The 15,798-nt window shown below is 53.4% G+C and carries 14 protein-coding genes; 8 read left to right on the top strand and 6 right to left on the bottom strand.

Going from position 1 to position 15,798, the window contains the following annotated elements:
- Positions 1-165: 165 nt before the first annotated feature.
- Positions 166-615 (bottom strand): FMN-binding protein MioC, encoded by a 450-nt coding sequence (gene mioC / locus OGW17_RS11445; protein WP_012131099.1) that lies wholly within the window; start codon positions 613-615, stop codon positions 166-168.
- An 88-nt stretch (positions 616-703) separates the two neighbouring features.
- A complete protein-coding gene (gene asnC, locus OGW17_RS11440) occupies positions 704-1,162 on the bottom strand; it encodes a transcriptional regulator AsnC (protein ID WP_012131100.1) in 459 nt (152 codons plus the stop codon).
- A gap of 151 nt (positions 1,163-1,313) precedes the next feature.
- Between asnC and asnA the strand changes: the two genes are divergently transcribed.
- A complete protein-coding gene (asnA, locus tag OGW17_RS11435; RefSeq protein ID WP_024130086.1) occupies positions 1,314-2,306 on the top strand; it encodes an aspartate--ammonia ligase in 993 nt (330 codons plus the stop codon).
- Positions 2,307-2,310: 4 nt separating this feature from the next.
- Here the strand turns inward: asnA and viaA are convergent, their stop codons facing one another.
- Together viaA and ravA are read right to left on the bottom strand one after the other, a co-directional pair.
- The gene (viaA, locus tag OGW17_RS11430) at positions 2,311-3,762 is read right to left on the bottom strand and encodes an ATPase RavA stimulator ViaA (RefSeq protein WP_071259078.1); all 1,452 of its coding nucleotides are present in this window, start codon (positions 3,760-3,762) and stop codon (positions 2,311-2,313) included.
- Positions 3,756-5,252, bottom strand: coding sequence for an ATPase RavA (gene ravA / locus OGW17_RS11425; RefSeq protein WP_024130087.1), 1,497 nt, complete (start codon positions 5,250-5,252; stop codon positions 3,756-3,758). Before ravA ends, viaA begins: the two co-directional genes overlap by 7 nt.
- Before the next feature lie 304 nt (positions 5,253-5,556).
- Between ravA and kup the strand changes: the two genes are divergently transcribed.
- The 7 genes from kup to rbsR all read left to right on the top strand — a co-directional run bounded on the left by kup (position 5,557) and on the right by rbsR (position 13,487).
- Positions 5,557-7,425, top strand: a complete 1,869-nt coding sequence (kup, locus tag OGW17_RS11420; RefSeq protein ID WP_012131104.1) for a low affinity potassium transporter Kup — start codon at positions 5,557-5,559, stop codon at positions 7,423-7,425.
- A 171-nt stretch (positions 7,426-7,596) separates the two neighbouring features.
- A complete protein-coding gene (gene rbsD / locus OGW17_RS11415; protein ID WP_058668327.1) occupies positions 7,597-8,016 on the top strand; it encodes a D-ribose pyranase in 420 nt (139 codons plus the stop codon).
- A gap of 7 nt (positions 8,017-8,023) precedes the next feature.
- Positions 8,024-9,529, top strand: coding sequence for a ribose ABC transporter ATP-binding protein RbsA (rbsA, locus tag OGW17_RS11410; protein ID WP_012131106.1), 1,506 nt, complete (start codon positions 8,024-8,026; stop codon positions 9,527-9,529).
- 5 nt (positions 9,530-9,534) lie between these two features.
- Positions 9,535-10,500: a ribose ABC transporter permease gene (rbsC, locus tag OGW17_RS11405; RefSeq protein WP_012131107.1), complete on the top strand. Its 966-nt coding sequence runs from the start codon at positions 9,535-9,537 to the stop codon at positions 10,498-10,500.
- A 24-nt stretch (positions 10,501-10,524) separates the two neighbouring features.
- A complete protein-coding gene (rbsB, locus tag OGW17_RS11400) occupies positions 10,525-11,415 on the top strand; it encodes a ribose ABC transporter substrate-binding protein RbsB (RefSeq protein WP_012131108.1) in 891 nt (296 codons plus the stop codon).
- 140 nt (positions 11,416-11,555) lie between these two features.
- Positions 11,556-12,485: a ribokinase gene (rbsK, locus tag OGW17_RS11395; protein ID WP_012131109.1), complete on the top strand. Its 930-nt coding sequence runs from the start codon at positions 11,556-11,558 to the stop codon at positions 12,483-12,485.
- Between the two features lie 3 nt (positions 12,486-12,488).
- Positions 12,489-13,487, top strand: coding sequence for a ribose operon transcriptional repressor RbsR (gene rbsR, locus OGW17_RS11390; protein WP_080975464.1), 999 nt, complete (start codon positions 12,489-12,491; stop codon positions 13,485-13,487).
- Here rbsR and mdtD read toward each other — a convergent pair.
- Both mdtD and OGW17_RS11380 read right to left on the bottom strand, forming a co-directional pair.
- Positions 13,453-14,880, bottom strand: coding sequence for a multidrug transporter subunit MdtD (gene mdtD / locus OGW17_RS11385; RefSeq protein ID WP_058668330.1), 1,428 nt, complete (start codon positions 14,878-14,880; stop codon positions 13,453-13,455). The genes rbsR and mdtD overlap by 35 nt on opposite strands.
- A gap of 11 nt (positions 14,881-14,891) precedes the next feature.
- Complete coding sequence (locus tag OGW17_RS11380) at positions 14,892-15,596, bottom strand: FadR/GntR family transcriptional regulator (RefSeq protein ID WP_012131112.1); 705 nt, start codon at positions 15,594-15,596, stop codon at positions 14,892-14,894.
- Positions 15,597-15,798: the final 202 nt, after the last annotated feature.

The following is a 15,798-nucleotide window of genomic DNA, read 5'->3' as shown; positions in this document are numbered from 1 at the left end:
TTGAGGATCATTAGCTGTGAATGATCGGTGATCCTGGCCCGTATAAGCTGGGATCAGAATGAAGGGTTATGCACAACTCAAAAACTGAACACCGATTGTTCTTTGGATAACTACTGGTTAATCCAAGCTTCTTACCAGAGTTATCCACACTCGATCGCACGATCTTTACACTATTTTGAGTAAATTAATCCAGGATCCCAGCCAAACCTCTGCCGGATCTTCAGGAATATCGTGTTCAAGGATGTTGATCTTGAGGGTTTCCCCGATCGGTTTTGCGCCTGATGTCTTGAGCGCGGCCTCTATTTTATCGATGGCGCCGCAGAATGTGTCATATTCACGACTTCCGATGCCGATGGCGCCGAAACGAACCTGAGAAAGATCGGGGTTCTGCGACTGAAGCGCTTCATAGAAAGGAGCAAGGTTATCCGGGATATCGCCCGCGCCATGCGTGGAACTGATAACCAGCCAGGTTCCTGACGCTGACAGATCCTCTAATAGCGGACCGTGCAAGGTTTCGGTTGAAAAACCTGCATCTTCCAGCTTTTCAGCCAGATGTTCTGCAACATATTCGGCACCGCCAAGGGTGCTGCCGCTGATAAGAGTAATGTCTGCCATACGAACCCATCCTTATAAAGAGGGGCTATTGTACGCTGTGAGCGAGCTGGGATCTACCTGTGGAAAAATGTGGGATTAAAAAAGCCGATCACGGCCGGATAGTACGCATGATCGGGTTTTGCAGGGAGATCAATGTCTCGGTGGACTGAATTTCATCAATTGTTTGGATCTTGTTGATAAGTACCTGTTGCAGGGCATCGATGGATCGACACATAACCTTAATAAAGATGCTGTAGTGGCCGGTGGTGTAATACGCTTCGGTCACTTCGTCCAGGCTTTCGAGCTTCGCCAGCGCGGATGGGTAGTCTTTCGCGCTTTTTAAAATAATGCCGATAAAGCAGCAGACGTCGTATCCGAGCTGTTTTGGACTGACGTCAATCCGCGCGCCGGTAATGATCCCCGCCTGCTTCATTTTTTCTACGCGAACGTGAATCGTCCCCGGGCTGACGCTAAATTGTTTGGCCAGTTCAGCGTATGCCGTACGCGCATTTGCCATTAACGCTTCCAGGATGCCGCGATCCAGATTGTCGATCTGATAATTTTCCATAGGTTTTTCTTATGTAGATTAGTGATTCACTCTATTTTAGCGTCTTATTTTATCGAATCAAAAGTGAAGTCGGCTTTTTGTTTGTGGATTATTGAATATCACCCTCAATCTGTTGCTTAATCATAGGCAACAGGACGCAGGAGTATACAAAATGAAAACCGCTTACATCGCCAAACAACGTCAAATTAGCTTCGTGAAATCTCACTTCTCTCGTCAACTGGAGGAGCGTCTGGGTCTGATTGAAGTTCAGGCGCCGATCCTTAGCCGCGTAGGAGATGGCACGCAGGATAACTTGTCGGGCTGTGAAAAAGCGGTACAGGTAAAAGTGAAAGCGTTGCCGGATGCCCAGTTTGAAGTGGTGCATTCACTGGCAAAGTGGAAACGCCAGACGCTGGGACAACACGACTTCAGCGCGGGTGAAGGGCTGTACACGCACATGAAAGCCCTTCGCCCTGACGAAGACCGCCTCTCCCCGCTCCACTCCGTCTATGTCGATCAGTGGGACTGGGAACGCGTTATGGGCGACGGTGAGCGTCAATTCGCCACCCTGAAAAGCACGGTAGAGGCTATCTGGGAAGGCATTAAGGCAACCGAAGCCGCGGTAAGCAAAGAATTTGGTCTGGCGCCGTTCCTGCCGGAGCAGATCCACTTTGTTCACAGCCAGGAGTTGCTGGCCCGTTACCCGGATCTGGATGCGAAAGGGCGCGAACGCGCGATCGCGAAAGAGCTTGGCGCCGTTTTCCTGGTCGGTATCGGCGGGAAGCTGAGTGACGGTAAACGCCACGACGTGCGTGCGCCGGATTATGATGACTGGAGTTCTGCTTCTGATCTGGGCCATGCTGGTCTGAACGGCGATATCCTGGTCTGGAACCCGGTACTGGAAGATGCGTTTGAGCTTTCCTCAATGGGGATCCGTGTCGACGCCGATGCGCTGAAACGCCAGCTTGCTCTGACCGGAGATGAAGATCGCCTGAGTCTGGAGTGGCACCAGGCGCTGCTGCGCGGCGAGATGCCGCAAACGATCGGCGGCGGTATTGGTCAGTCTCGCCTGACGATGCTGCTACTGCAACTGCCGCACATTGGTCAGGTTCAGTGCGGCGTGTGGCCTGCGCAGGTTCGTGAAAGCGTCGCTTCCCTGCTGTAATTCTCTAACGCCGCCAGCGTCGTAGCAGGCGGCTTCGCATCCCGGTATCAAAGCGCCAGATATGGTCGAAAATGCGCATGATGCCGGGTTTGCCATGTGCCGACATCGCCACCGCATGAAAACGGTGCTGGTGTACCCGCTGTAACTCCCCTACTTTATTCACAACATCGTCAGGTAAGCGCTGGGCGATAAAATCTGAAATGACTACCGCATCCGCATCAAACCATTCTCGCCCCTGCATCCGCTCAATGATGGCGCGAAAACAGCTGGCGATATCCGTGCCGCCGCGAAAGCGCTGGCTCAAAAAGCGGATGGCCTGCTCGATGCCTTCTGGACCAGACAGTTCATAGCGCACGACCTCTGTGGAAAACAGCATGATGAAGCAGCGACGGTTATCCGCCAGCGCGACGCGCATCAGCGCCAGGCAAAAGGCTTTTGCGCACTGCTCGTTAAATCCGCCCATTGAGCCGGAGGTGTCCACGCAAACAATGAATGGCCCGCGCGGCTGTTCGTCAAAATCCTGATGAACGACCGGGCGCTCAGTCACTTTCTCACGCCACGCTTCGCCGTGCAGACGGTACGTGAGCAGCTGTTTTTCCACCAGCCGTCGGTAGAATTCATATTCCAGTTCGGTAATGCCGAGCGTTGCCAGCTCAGGCGGCAGCAGGCGCAGAATGTCGTCGCTTTGCTGAATGCCGTCAACCTGTTCTGGAACGGTCGCCGGCTCGCGCACCAGCGTACGAAACGTCTCCATCGGCGCATCTTTGCGCGGCACCGATTTGGCTTCCCTGGAGCGGCCTAACTGTTCCGCCAGGCGTTTCAGTTCGGGTTGTTCTGCCAGGAAGTCGCCATATTTTACGATCAGCTGATAATCGCCGCGTTTGAGTTGCCCTGTGCTCATGTCCCACAGGCGGCCGGCTGCATGGTCATTTTCCGCCAGGACCGGCTCCAGTTGCCCGCTGAGCGTCATGCGTTCCTGCACTTCACTCAGCAACTGCTCGCGCTCCTCTTCCAGCAACTGGTGATTTAAGGCCGTGGTTTGCACGATCAGGCTTAAACGCCAGCGTTGCAGAAAAAGCGTGTGCAGCGCTGGCGTAAAAGTGGCGTTACTGTCCACCAGTTGCTGGGCTTGCCCGGCATAGGGCGAATGTAGCCGGTGCAGCAACGCTAATATCTGCGGCAATTGCACAATAAACTGCGTTGTTCCGAGAAGCTGGCTTTGTTGATAGCACATCACCTCTTCCGTGAGTTCCGGCGGCACGCGCGCGTCTTTAAGACGGCTGCGCAGCGCTTCGCGCCAGCGGGGAAGATCGTCGGAAATGGCTCTCTTTAATCGGGGAAATTTCTCGAAGAAGATAGCCAACTGCGGGGAGGCCAGCAAAGTGAGGATAATCTCTTCGATAATCCCCTCTTCACTGACCGCCAGCATGACATTCAGCGTGTCCAGTGTCAGCATTGCTGCGCCTGGCGGATCTGCGCACCAACATCCTGTAGGCTGGCTTCAATACGACCTAACCAGTCGCTATGGATAAACAGACATTTTTGCTGTTCGCTGAACCGGCTGTGCTGCTGGTGCCATTCGCTGTCCAGCGCCTCAAGCTGCTGTTTGATTTCGCCGGGCATTCCCTCTTCTGAACTGCCCGGTAGCGCCAGACGGCTGCCCTGTAGGCTGACGTCGCGCACCACCAGATGCTGAGCGCTATCAACTTCCATATTCAGCGTCTGGGCAAAACCGATCCCGTTGAGTTTGCCGCGGATCTCTCCGCCTTTTGCCAGCCACTGCTCAAGGGCGCTGCGTTCAAAAGCGATATGAATGACTTCCATATCATGCAGTTTAAGCGGTTGTTGCAAAAGCAAGGTTAGCACTGGCGCGCTCGCCTCTGGCGGCAGATCGTAATGGGGACGGCGGCTGAACATTCCACCCTGACGAACAACGGTAAAGGCTGTTTTATCGCTTTGTTGCTGTTGCAACTGGAGGCGACGTTGCACAATGCCGCCGAGGCGCGTCAGCATTGCCTGTTGCTGCCAGGCGTGCCCGGTCATCAATATTTCAAGCTGTTGCTGCATCAGATTCAGGCTTTGCGCGTCATACCACAGGCAATCTTTCAGCAGGATAAGATCGATTGGCGCAACGGCGTCGCGTCCGCTAAAGAACGCGCTGGCCTGTAACAGACGAATGGCTTTTTTCCAGCGACGGTCGGAAACATAGGGGGCGTCCGGCAGTGCATCAAGCTGCTGGCGCAGCGTGAAAATCAGTTCAAATACATGATCGGGCAGCGTAATGGCGGAAATATCCTTCTGCCACTGATAATACTCTTCATCAGTCACCTGTAATGAGGCTGGCACCGGGTTGTCGCTTTCGTCCTGCTGGCTTACCAGCATGGAGCGGAAATTCGCCTTATCCTGTACTTTATCCAGCCACAGACGAATGAGCATACGGTCGTATAACGCCTCCAGACTGCTGTCTGCTTCGGGAAGCTCGTTTGAGGCCGCCACCAGCAGGCGCATCGGAATTTTTTCTTCGTGCGCGCCGTTACGGAAATGGCGTTCGTTAATGGCGGTCAGCAGAGTGTTCAGGATTGCCGGGCCCGCTTTCCAGATCTCATCCAGAAAGACGATTTCCGCTTCAGGAAGATAACCCGTGGTCAGACGCTCATAGCGACCTTCATCTTTTAGCGCCTGAATGGAGAGAGGACCAAAAACCTCCTCGGGCGTGGAGAAACGCGTCATCAGATACTCAAAGGCGCGGGCGTGCTGAAAGGCGAACTTCAGACGACGGGCTATCAGGCTTTTGGCAATGCCTGGCGGGCCAAGTAAAAAGACGCTCTCACCGCTCAACGCTGCCAGCAGGCAAAGGCGAATGGCGTGGCTACGTTCATAAAGTCCCTTTTCCAGGGCGCTGCTCAGACGGGAAATTCTTTCCGCTAATAAATGTGGGTGAGCCATAATAAGGTGGCGTCCTTCCGCCAGATGTATCATGTTAACAGCGAGTATAGACGTTTCGCCACGAAGCAATAATAGACTGAAGCATCGTTTCTTTTTCTTTGCGCCAGGTTAATCTGACGTCGATTAGGGGTACGATTTTGCGATTAATCGTGCATACTGTGCGCCTTTTTTGTGGGCCAAGGGACTACGCACACATTTCATATATATACACTAAATCATTCAAACTGCATCAAGGTGGCAAAGGAGTGGATCCTCGGGAGCCTTGTCGTTTGAAAGATGCCATGTATAAACGAAAGACGAGTCTATGAGCACTGATAATAAACAATCATTGTCTGCGATCACTCTCGCAGCGATTGGGGTTGTCTATGGTGATATTGGTACCAGCCCACTTTATACACTTCGTGAATGCTTGTCCGGTCAGTTTGGTTTTGGTGTTGAACGTGATGCCGTATTTGGCTTTCTGTCGCTGATTTTCTGGCTGCTGATCTTTGTTGTTTCCATCAAGTATCTGACTTTTGTCATGCGTGCAGATAACGCCGGCGAGGGCGGGATTCTGACCTTAATGTCGCTAGCCGGGCGTAATACGTCGGCGAGAATGACGTCCACGCTGGTCATTATGGGGTTAATTGGCGGTAGCTTCTTCTACGGCGAAGTGGTAATTACACCCGCGATCTCAGTCATGTCGGCTATTGAAGGTCTGGAAATTGTGGCGCCGGAACTGGATACCTGGGTCGTCCCGCTTTCTATTATTGTGCTTACTCTGCTGTTTATGATTCAGAAACACGGAACGGGGATGGTCGGTAAGCTGTTTGCGCCGATTATGCTGACGTGGTTTTTGATTCTGGCCGGACTCGGCCTGCGCAGTATCATCGCTAACCCGGATGTGCTTCATGCCCTCAATCCCATGTGGGCGGCGAAGTTCTTCCTTGAGTACAAAACGGTGTCGTTTATTGCGCTGGGCGCCGTGGTGCTTTCGATTACCGGGGTTGAGGCGCTATATGCGGATATGGGGCATTTCGGCAAGCTGCCGATTCGTCTGGCCTGGTTCTCGGTTGTTCTTCCTTCATTAACGTTAAACTACTTTGGTCAGGGCGCATTGCTGCTCAAACACCCGGAAGCGATTAAGAACCCGTTCTTCCTGCTGGCGCCGGAGTGGGCGCTGATCCCGCTGCTGATTCTTGCCGCGCTGGCGACGGTTATCGCCTCTCAGGCGGTGATTTCCGGTGTCTTCTCGCTGACGCGCCAGGCGGTGCGGCTGGGATATTTATCGCCCATGCGCATTATCCACACCTCCGAAATGGAGTCCGGGCAGATCTATATTCCGTTCGTGAACTGGATGCTCTATTTTGCGGTGGTTATTGTTATTGTCAGCTTTGAGCGTTCCAGCAACCTGGCGGCGGCATACGGTATTGCCGTTACCGGTACGATGGTGCTGACCTCGATTCTTTCTACCACCGTGGCGCGTAAAAACTGGCACTGGAATAAGTATTTTGTCGCGCTGATCCTGGTGGCGTTCCTGTGCGTTGATGTTCCGCTGTTCTCGGCAAACCTCGACAAGCTGCTGTCGGGCGGCTGGTTGCCGCTGACGCTGGGGATCGTGATGTTCATCATTATGACGACCTGGAAGAGCGAGCGTTTCCGTCTGCTGCGTCGTATGCATGAGCACGGTAACTCCCTGGAAGCCCTGATCGCCTCGCTGGAGAAATCGCCTCCGGTACGCGTCCCCGGTACGGCGGTGTATATGTCCCGCGCGCTGAACGTCATTCCGTTTGCGTTGCTGCATAACCTCAAGCACAACAAGGTGCTGCATGAACGCGTGATTCTGCTGACGCTACGCACGGAAGACGCGCCATACGTACACAATGTTCGCCGGGTGCAGATTGAGCAACTGTCGCCAACCTTCTGGCGCGTGGTGGCCAGCTACGGTTGGCGCGAAACGCCGAACGTTGAGGAAGTGTTCCACCGCTGCGGGCTGGAAGGGCTGAGCTGCCGGATGATGGAAACCTCTTTCTTTATGTCGCATGAATCGCTGATCCTCGGCAAACGCCCGTGGTATTTGCGTTTGCGCGGCAAGCTCTATCTGCTGTTGCAGCGTAATGCGCTGCGTGCGCCGGATCAGTTTGAAATCCCGCCGAACCGGGTTATCGAACTGGGAACGCAGGTCGAGATTTAAGCCTTTTAAAATGCCGGGCGGCGCAGCGTCGCCGGGCAATTATTCCCATCGCATTTCACTTAGCGAAACGTTTCGACCCCGATCACAATTCCGTTACGTCATGATGGTTTTCTGCTCACTTCCGGGAGTAAACTTATTACCAGCGAAACGTTTCGCTAGTGGGGAAAGAAAATGAAGAAAGGCGCGGTACTTAATTCTGATATTTCATCGGTCATCTCCCGTCTGGGGCATACTGATACGCTGGTAGTGTGTGACGCAGGTTTACCTGTTCCATCCAGTACAACGCGTATCGATATGGCGTTAACCCAGGGCGTACCTTCTTTTATGCAGGTACTGGATGTCGTGACCCGTGAAATGCAGGTTGAGGCGGCTATTCTCGCGACGGAAATCAAAGAACATAATCCGCAACTCCACGAAACGTTGCTCAGCCATATTGAGCAACTGCAACAACACCAGGGAAACACCATAGAAATTCGTTACACCACGCATGAACATTTTAAAAAACTAACCGCAGACAGTCAGGCGGTGATTCGCAGCGGGGAGTGCTCCCCGTATGCGAATATTATTCTCTGTGCCGGCGTCACGTTCTGAGGCCATCATGGACGCATTACTGCAACTCAAAGGGATCGATAAAGCGTTCCCGGGCGTGAAAGCGCTATCTGGCGCCGCGTTAAATGTCTATCCAGGCCGCGTAATGGCGCTGGTGGGCGAAAATGGCGCGGGCAAATCCACCATGATGAAAGTCCTGACTGGTATCTATACCCGTGATGCGGGATCGTTATTGTGGCTGGGTAAAGAAACGACCTTCAATGGCCCAAAATCCTCGCAGGAAGCCGGGATTGGCATCATTCACCAGGAACTGAACCTGATCCCACAGCTCACGATTGCCGAGAATATCTTTCTGGGGCGTGAGTTTGTAAATCGCTTTGGCAAAATCGACTGGAAAAAGATGTATGCCGAAGCGGATGTTCTGCTTGCCAGACTTAACCTGCGCTTCAAAAGCGACAGGCTGGTGGGCGAACTCTCTATCGGCGATCAGCAGATGGTCGAAATCGCCAAGGTACTGAGCTTCGAATCCCGAGTCATCATTATGGATGAACCCACGGATGCGCTCACTGATACCGAAACGGAATCGCTGTTCCGCGTCATCCGCGAGTTGAAATCGCAGGGGCGCGGCATTGTCTATATCTCCCACCGCATGAAAGAGATCTTCGAGATTTGCGATGACGTGACGGTTTTCCGCGACGGGCAGTTTATTGCCGAGCGTGAAGTGGCATCGCTGACCGAAGATTCGCTGATTGAAATGATGGTAGGACGTAAGCTTGAAGATCAGTACCCGCGTCTGGATAAAGCGCCAGGCGAGGTACGCCTGAAAGTCGATAACCTGTGCGGTCCCGGCGTTAATAATGTCTCCTTTACTCTGCGCAAAGGGGAAATTCTGGGGATCTCCGGTTTGATGGGCGCCGGGCGTACAGAACTGATGAAAGTGCTGTACGGCGCGCTGCCGCGCACCAGCGGTTACGTCACGCTCGACGGGCATGAAGTGATTACCCGCTCACCGCAGGATGGCCTGGCGAACGGTATTGTTTATATCTCTGAAGACCGTAAACGTGACGGCTTAGTGCTCGGCATGTCGGTAAAAGAGAATATGTCGCTCACCGCGCTGCGTTATTTCAGCCGCGCTGGCGGCAACCTGAAACATAAAGATGAACAGCAGGCGGTGAGTGACTTTATCCGTCTGTTCAATGTGAAAACGCCGTCGATGGAGCAGGCTATCGGGTTGCTCTCTGGCGGCAATCAGCAGAAAGTCGCCATTGCGCGTGGATTGATGACCCGCCCCAAAGTGCTGATCCTCGATGAGCCAACCCGCGGTGTGGACGTTGGCGCGAAGAAAGAAATTTATCAGCTTATCAACCAGTTTAAGGCCGATGGCCTGAGCATCATTCTGGTCTCATCTGAGATGCCAGAAGTATTGGGTATGAGCGATCGCATTATCGTCATGCATGAAGGGCATCTCGGCGGTGAATTCACTCGCGAGCAGGCCACCCAGGAAGTGTTAATGGCTGCCGCTGTGGGCAAGCTTAATCGCGTGAATCAGGAGTAAAAAAGATGACTATCCAGGCTGTTTCTGGTCGCCGTTATTTCACTAAAGCGTGGCTGATGGAGCAGAAATCGCTCATCGCTCTGCTGGTGCTGATCGCGATTGTTTCTACCATGAGTCCCAACTTTTTTACCGTTAATAACCTGTTTAACATTCTCCAGCAAACGTCCGTCAACGCTATCATGGCCGTCGGGATGACGCTGGTTATCCTGACGTCAGGCATCGATCTGTCCGTTGGTTCCCTGCTGGCGCTTACCGGCGCGGTTGCCGCTTCAATTGTAGGGATTGAAGTGAATGCGCTGGTGGCCGTTGCGGCGGCGCTGGCGTTAGGCGCCGCCATTGGCGCGGTGACCGGCGTGATCGTGGCGAAAGGTCGCGTACAGGCGTTTATCGCCACGCTGGTGATGATGCTTCTGCTGCGCGGCGTCACGATGGTGTACACCAACGGAAGCCCGGTGAATACCGGCTTTACGGATAACGCCGATCTCTTCGGCTGGTTCGGGATTGGCCGCCCGCTGGGCGTTCCGACGCCGGTCTGGATTATGGGCATCGTCTTCCTGGCGGCGTGGTACATGTTGCATCATACTCGCCTGGGCCGCTATATCTATGCGCTGGGCGGCAACGAAGCGGCAACGCGTCTGTCGGGTATCAGCGTCAGTAAAGTCAAAATCATCGTCTATTCGCTTTGTGGTCTGCTGGCCTCGCTGGCGGGCATCATCGAAGTGGCTCGTCTCTCCTCCGCGCAGCCAACGGCGGGTACGGGTTATGAGCTGGATGCCATCGCAGCGGTTGTGTTAGGCGGCACCAGCCTGGCGGGCGGTAAAGGGCGCATTGTTGGGACATTGATCGGCGCATTGATTCTCGGTTTCCTTAATAATGGTTTGAATTTGTTAGGTGTTTCCTCCTATTACCAGATGATCGTCAAAGCGGTGGTGATTTTGCTGGCGGTACTGGTAGACAACAAAAAGCAGTAACAACGACTACAGGACATCTTAAATATGAACATGAAAAAACTGGCTACCCTGGTTTCTGCTGTTGCGCTGAGCGCCACCGTGAGCGCGAATGCGATGGCGAAAGACACCATTGCTCTGGTGATCTCCACGCTCAACAACCCGTTCTTTGTCACCCTGAAAGAGGGGGCGCAGAAAGAAGCGGATAAACTGGGCTATAACCTGGTCGTGCTGGACTCCCAGAACAACCCGGCGAAAGAGCTGGCTAACGTTCAGGATTTAACCGTTCGCGGCACTAAAATTCTGCTGATCAACCCAACCGATTCCGACGCGGTAGGCAACGCGGTTAAGATGGCTAACCAGGCGAAGATTCCGGTTATCACCCTTGATCGCCAGGCAACCAAAGGCGACGTTGTCAGCCACATTGCTTCCGATAACGTGCTGGGCGGCAAAATCGCCGGTGATTACATTGCGAAGAAAGCAGGTGAAGGCGCGAAAGTGATTGAACTGCAAGGCATCGCCGGAACATCCGCAGCGCGTGAGCGTGGCGAAGGCTTCCAGCAGGCCGTTGCGGCACACAAATTTAATGTACTGGCCAGCCAGCCTGCTGACTTTGACCGCACCAAAGGTCTGAACGTCATGCAGAACCTGCTGACTGCGCATCCTGATGTGCAGGCGGTATTCGCACAGAACGACGAAATGGCGCTGGGTGCGCTGCGCGCTCTGCAAACCGCAGGTAAATCTGATGTGATGGTGGTTGGATTTGATGGTACGCCGGATGGCGAGAAGGCGGTAAATGATGGCAAACTGGCTGCGACTATCGCTCAGTTGCCGGATCAGATTGGCGCTAAAGGCGTTGAAACCGCTGATAAAGTACTGAAAGGCGAGAAAGTTCAGGCCAAATATCCGGTTGACCTGAAACTTGTCATCAAGCAGTAATAACGGCTCAGGCCGTTCGCGGTCTGATGGCGACATAAATACGCCATCCTCAGAGAGTTGTTTGAAGATGAAAGCGTAAAAAGAAAAGCAGGGCACGCGCCACCCTAACCCGGTGGCGCACTTTACTGGACATCCCGAACATGAAAACCGCAGGCAACCTTGTCGTCCTTGGCAGTATTAATGCCGATCACATCCTCAACCTCGAATCTTTTCCTGCGCCAGGCGAAACCGTAACGGGCACCCAATATCAGGTGGCATTCGGCGGTAAAGGCGCGAATCAGGCGGTGGCCGCAGGGCGCAGCGGCGCAAATATCGCGTTTATTGCCTGTACTGGCGATGACGATATTGGCGAGAGCGTGCGTAAACAGTTAGCCAGCGATAACATTGATATTGTTCCGGTCAGCGTGATTAACGGGGAATCTACCGGAGTCGCGCTGATTTTTGTTAATGGCGAAGGGGAAAATGTCATCGGCATTCATGCTGGCGCCAATGCCGCATTGTCGCCAGCGCTGGTGGAAGCGCAACGCGAGCGTATCGCCGGGGCTTCTGCGCTATTGATGCAGCTCGAGTCGCCGATTGAAAGCGTGCTGGCGGCGGCAAAAATTGCGCATCAGAACAACACTACCGTTGCGCTTAACCCGGCTCCGGCGCGTGAACTGTCTGATGAGCTGCTGGCGCTGGTGGACATCATTACGCCAAATGAAACCGAAGCGGAAAAGCTCACGGGAATTCGCGTCGAAAGTGATGAAGATGCCGCTAAAGCAGCGCAGGTGCTGCATGATAAAGGCATTCATACCGTACTGATTACGTTAGGCAGCCGCGGCGTGTGGGCCAGCGTGAAGGGCGAAGGCCGTCGTGTGCCGGGGTTTAAAGTGAACGCCGTTGATACGATAGCCGCCGGGGATACTTTTAATGGTGCGTTAGTTACCGCCTTACTGGAAGAGACGCCGCTGCCGGAGGCCATTCGCTTTGCCCATGCCGCTGCTGCGATTGCGGTGACACGCAAAGGTGCGCAACCTTCTGTTCCGTGGCGTGAAGAGATAGAGGCGTTTTTAGGTCAGCAGAGGTAACGTTTGGCTACAATGAAGGATGTTGCCCGTCTGGCGGGCGTTTCCACTTCAACTGTTTCGCACGTTATTAATAAAGATCGCTTTGTCAGTGAAGCTATCACCGGGAAAGTGGAAGCGGCGATTAAAGAGTTAAACTACGCGCCTTCAGCGTTGGCGCGTAGCCTGAAATTAAATCAGACCCGCACAATCGGCATGCTGATCACTGCCAGTACCAATCCTTTTTATTCAGAACTGGTGCGCGGCGTTGAACGTAGCTGCTTTGAGCGGGGCTACAGCCTGGTATTGTGTAATACCGAAGGCGATGAGCAGCGAATGAACCGCAATCTGGAAACGTTGATGCAAAAGCGGGTCGATGGCCTATTGCTGCTCTGTACGGAGACGCATCAACCCTCCCGGGAGATCATGCAGCGTTATCCCTCTATTCCTACCGTGATGATGGACTGGTCGCCCTTTGATGACGAAGGGGATTGCGATCTGATCCAGGACAACTCCCTTCTGGGCGGCGATTTAGCGACGCAATACCTGATTGATAAAGGTTTTACCCGAATAGCCTGCATTACCGGCCCGCTGGACAAAACGCCCGCGCGTTTGCGGCTGGAAGGGTATCGGGAGGCCATGAAACGCGCGGGGCTGGAAATTCCTGAAGGGTATGAGATCACAGGAGATTTCGAGTTTGGCGGCGGATTTGAAACCATGCAAATGCTGCTGTCCCATAAACAACGCCCACAGGCGGTATTTGCCGGCAATGATGCAATGGCCGTCGGTGCGTATCAGGCGCTTTATCAGGTAGGGTTGCGCATCCCGCAGGATATGGCGGTGATTGGCTATGATGATATTGAACTGGCGCGCTACATGACGCCGCCGCTGACGACGATTCATCAACCGAAAGATGAACTGGGTGAGTTGGCCATCGACGTGTTGATTCACCGTATGGCACAACCCACGCTACAACAGCAGCGTCTGCAACTTACTCCTGTTCTGATGGCGCGGGGGTCGGTTTAGGTTTGTGCCGTTCTTTGATCAGATTGCGGCCATCTTTGGCTTTCAGCAACATGAACATCAGCGCGGATACCACCGTAATAGCGCCCATCGTAATAAAGGTATAGTGGAACTGTTCAACCGTATTGGTTCCCTCAATCCCTTCATAGAGACGCAATACGGCGGCGCTGATCGCTACCCCTAAACTGATGGAAAGCTGCTGCGTGACGGCCAGCAGACTGTTGCCGCTGCTGGCGTTATCATCGGTCAGGTCCGCAAGGGTGATGGTGTTCATGGCGGTAAACTGTGTGGACATCGCCATACCCAGAACAAACAGCGGCAGAATCAACATCCATACCGGCATGGCGGGGGATTGCAAAGAGAACTGCGCAATCATCAGGCCAATAAATACCGTAATACCGACCAGCGTCGTCTTGTACCCCAGTTTGCGCAGCACCTGAGTGACCGCTGATTTCGCCAGAATAGAACCCAGCGCCGTCGGGGCCATCATGCAGCCGGCTATCAGCGCCGGGTATCCAAATCCTACCTGTATCATCAGCGGCATCAGGAAGGGAACGCATCCCGTTCCCAGACGCGTGGCGAGGTTTCCAGCTATCCCAACGGAGAACGTGCGCGTTCTGAACAGCGAAAGTGAAATCAACGGCGTTGGGTGTCGACGCGCATGGCGAATATAGGCCAGCAGCAGCACGATACTGCTCAGAATAATGGTTAATGCTATCCAGGTTGCGACGATCTTCTCGCCGAAAAGCTCCATTCCGCTGGAGAACAGCACCAGACTCAAACCAAAGAGGAAGAAGCCGGTCATGTCGAAACGGCGTCGCGGCGTGGTGAAGTTTGGCATGTACTTACGGGCATACAGGATACCGACAATGCCAATGGGAATATTAATCAGGAAGATCCAGTGCCAGCTTGCCCATGTCACCAGTATGCCCCCCAATACCGGGCCGAGGATGGGGCCGACCAGGCCTGGCATCGTCACAAAATTCAGAACCGGAAGCAGTTCACTTCGGGGGTAAGCGCGTAATAATGCCAGACGGGCGACCGGCATCATCATTGCGCCGCCGATCCCCTGCACCACGCGGAAAACAACCAATTCAGCTAATGAGCCAGAAAGCGCGCATGCCAGCGAGCCGAGCGTAAACAGACTGACGGCAATAATAAAGACGCGACGGGTGCCAAAGCGATCGGCCAGCCATCCGCTTACCGGAATCAGCATCGCGACCGTCAGGGTATAACTGATAATAGCGGACTGCATGGCAAGAGGAGAACGGTTGAGGCTGTGCGCGATAGCGGGTAGAGCGGTATTAAGAATGGTGGCATCCAGCGCCTGCATAAAAAAAGCCATAGCCGCTATCCACGGCAACCCGGCCATACTGCGCGCTTTTTTCTCTGACATTCGGTATCCCGTTACTTGTCCGGTTGTTCGTTCGGCGCTATCAACAATGCCTGGCACGCTTTAAAGGCGCGATCGCCATCACTGTCGGCTATGGCATCTACAATAGCCTGGTGTAAATCCAGCTTCACCACATCGTTATAGGTAATAGAGGTGAAGTAGGTGTGATAGACCGAATGGAACAGCGAGGCAAAAGAGATTAAGAACGGATTCGCGCTCATTTCATAAATATGCTCATGCCACGCCATATCGACTTCAATCCAGCGTTCGCGTCTGAAGTTCTTCTTCAACGCCACCATCTCTTCCATTAAGGTATTCAGATGCGCTTTCTGTTCCGCTGATCCGATCGTCGCTGCCAGTGAACATGCCTGCGGTTCGAGACTGATACGCATCACCAGAAAATGATTAATAACCTGATGGAAGTTTTCTTCTGTCATCCACCAGGTGAGCAGTTCCTGATCGAGGAAGTTCCAGTTTGCCTGCGGCATAACCCGCGTACCAATACGAGGACGGGGCAACACCATGCCTTTTGCTGTTAGCGTCTTCACTGCCTCACGTACCGCCGTGCGACTCACGCCAAATTGCTCGCCCAGTTCGATTTCTCCGGGAAGAATGGTGCCGGGCGCGTATTCACCCTTTAAGATTCGCTGCGCCAGCTTCTCAGCCAGAACGTAGGAAAGATTTTTCTGTGCAGCTAACTGTTGTGCGCTTAAAGGCATAAATGTTTGTCCTTTCTCTTTTCTTATTCATTAGTATGCCATCAGGAAGTGTGATTAAGGTTGTAAAAACGGCAAATTGCTTATTTTATGGCATGTTAATAGTGGTTTTGCTTAAAAAGAAAGCAGTCGGAAAATAATTTTAAATTTCCCCTTGTCAGGCCGGAATAACTCCCTATAATGCGCCTCCACTGACACGGAACAA

This window comes from Citrobacter sp. CK181 (assembly GCF_030333595.1).
In the GTDB taxonomy this organism is placed as follows: domain Bacteria; phylum Pseudomonadota; class Gammaproteobacteria; order Enterobacterales; family Enterobacteriaceae; genus Citrobacter_B; species Citrobacter_B koseri.
This window is presented reverse-complemented; position numbering and strand designations above follow the sequence as displayed.

Coding starts and splice junctions, on each gene's coding strand:
- mioC (WP_012131099.1), bottom strand. CDS start 615: ATGGCAGACATTACTCTTATCAGCGGCAGCACCCTTGGCGGTGCCGAA.
- asnC (WP_012131100.1), bottom strand. CDS start 1,162: ATGGAAAATTATCAGATCGACAATCTGGATCGCGGCATCCTGGAAGCG.
- asnA (WP_024130086.1), top strand. CDS start 1,314: ATGAAAACCGCTTACATCGCCAAACAACGTCAAATTAGCTTCGTGAAA.
- viaA (WP_071259078.1), bottom strand. CDS start 3,762: ATGCTGACACTGGACACGCTGAATGTCATGCTGGCGGTCAGTGAAGAG.
- ravA (WP_024130087.1), bottom strand. CDS start 5,252: ATGGCTCACCCACATTTATTAGCGGAAAGAATTTCCCGTCTGAGCAGC.
- kup (WP_012131104.1), top strand. CDS start 5,557: ATGAGCACTGATAATAAACAATCATTGTCTGCGATCACTCTCGCAGCG.
- rbsD (WP_058668327.1), top strand. CDS start 7,597: ATGAAGAAAGGCGCGGTACTTAATTCTGATATTTCATCGGTCATCTCC.
- rbsA (WP_012131106.1), top strand. CDS start 8,024: ATGGACGCATTACTGCAACTCAAAGGGATCGATAAAGCGTTCCCGGGC.
- rbsC (WP_012131107.1), top strand. CDS start 9,535: ATGACTATCCAGGCTGTTTCTGGTCGCCGTTATTTCACTAAAGCGTGG.
- rbsB (WP_012131108.1), top strand. CDS start 10,525: ATGAACATGAAAAAACTGGCTACCCTGGTTTCTGCTGTTGCGCTGAGC.
- rbsK (WP_012131109.1), top strand. CDS start 11,556: ATGAAAACCGCAGGCAACCTTGTCGTCCTTGGCAGTATTAATGCCGAT.
- mdtD (WP_058668330.1), bottom strand. CDS start 14,880: ATGTCAGAGAAAAAAGCGCGCAGTATGGCCGGGTTGCCGTGGATAGCG.
- OGW17_RS11380 (WP_012131112.1), bottom strand. CDS start 15,596: ATGCCTTTAAGCGCACAACAGTTAGCTGCACAGAAAAATCTTTCCTAC.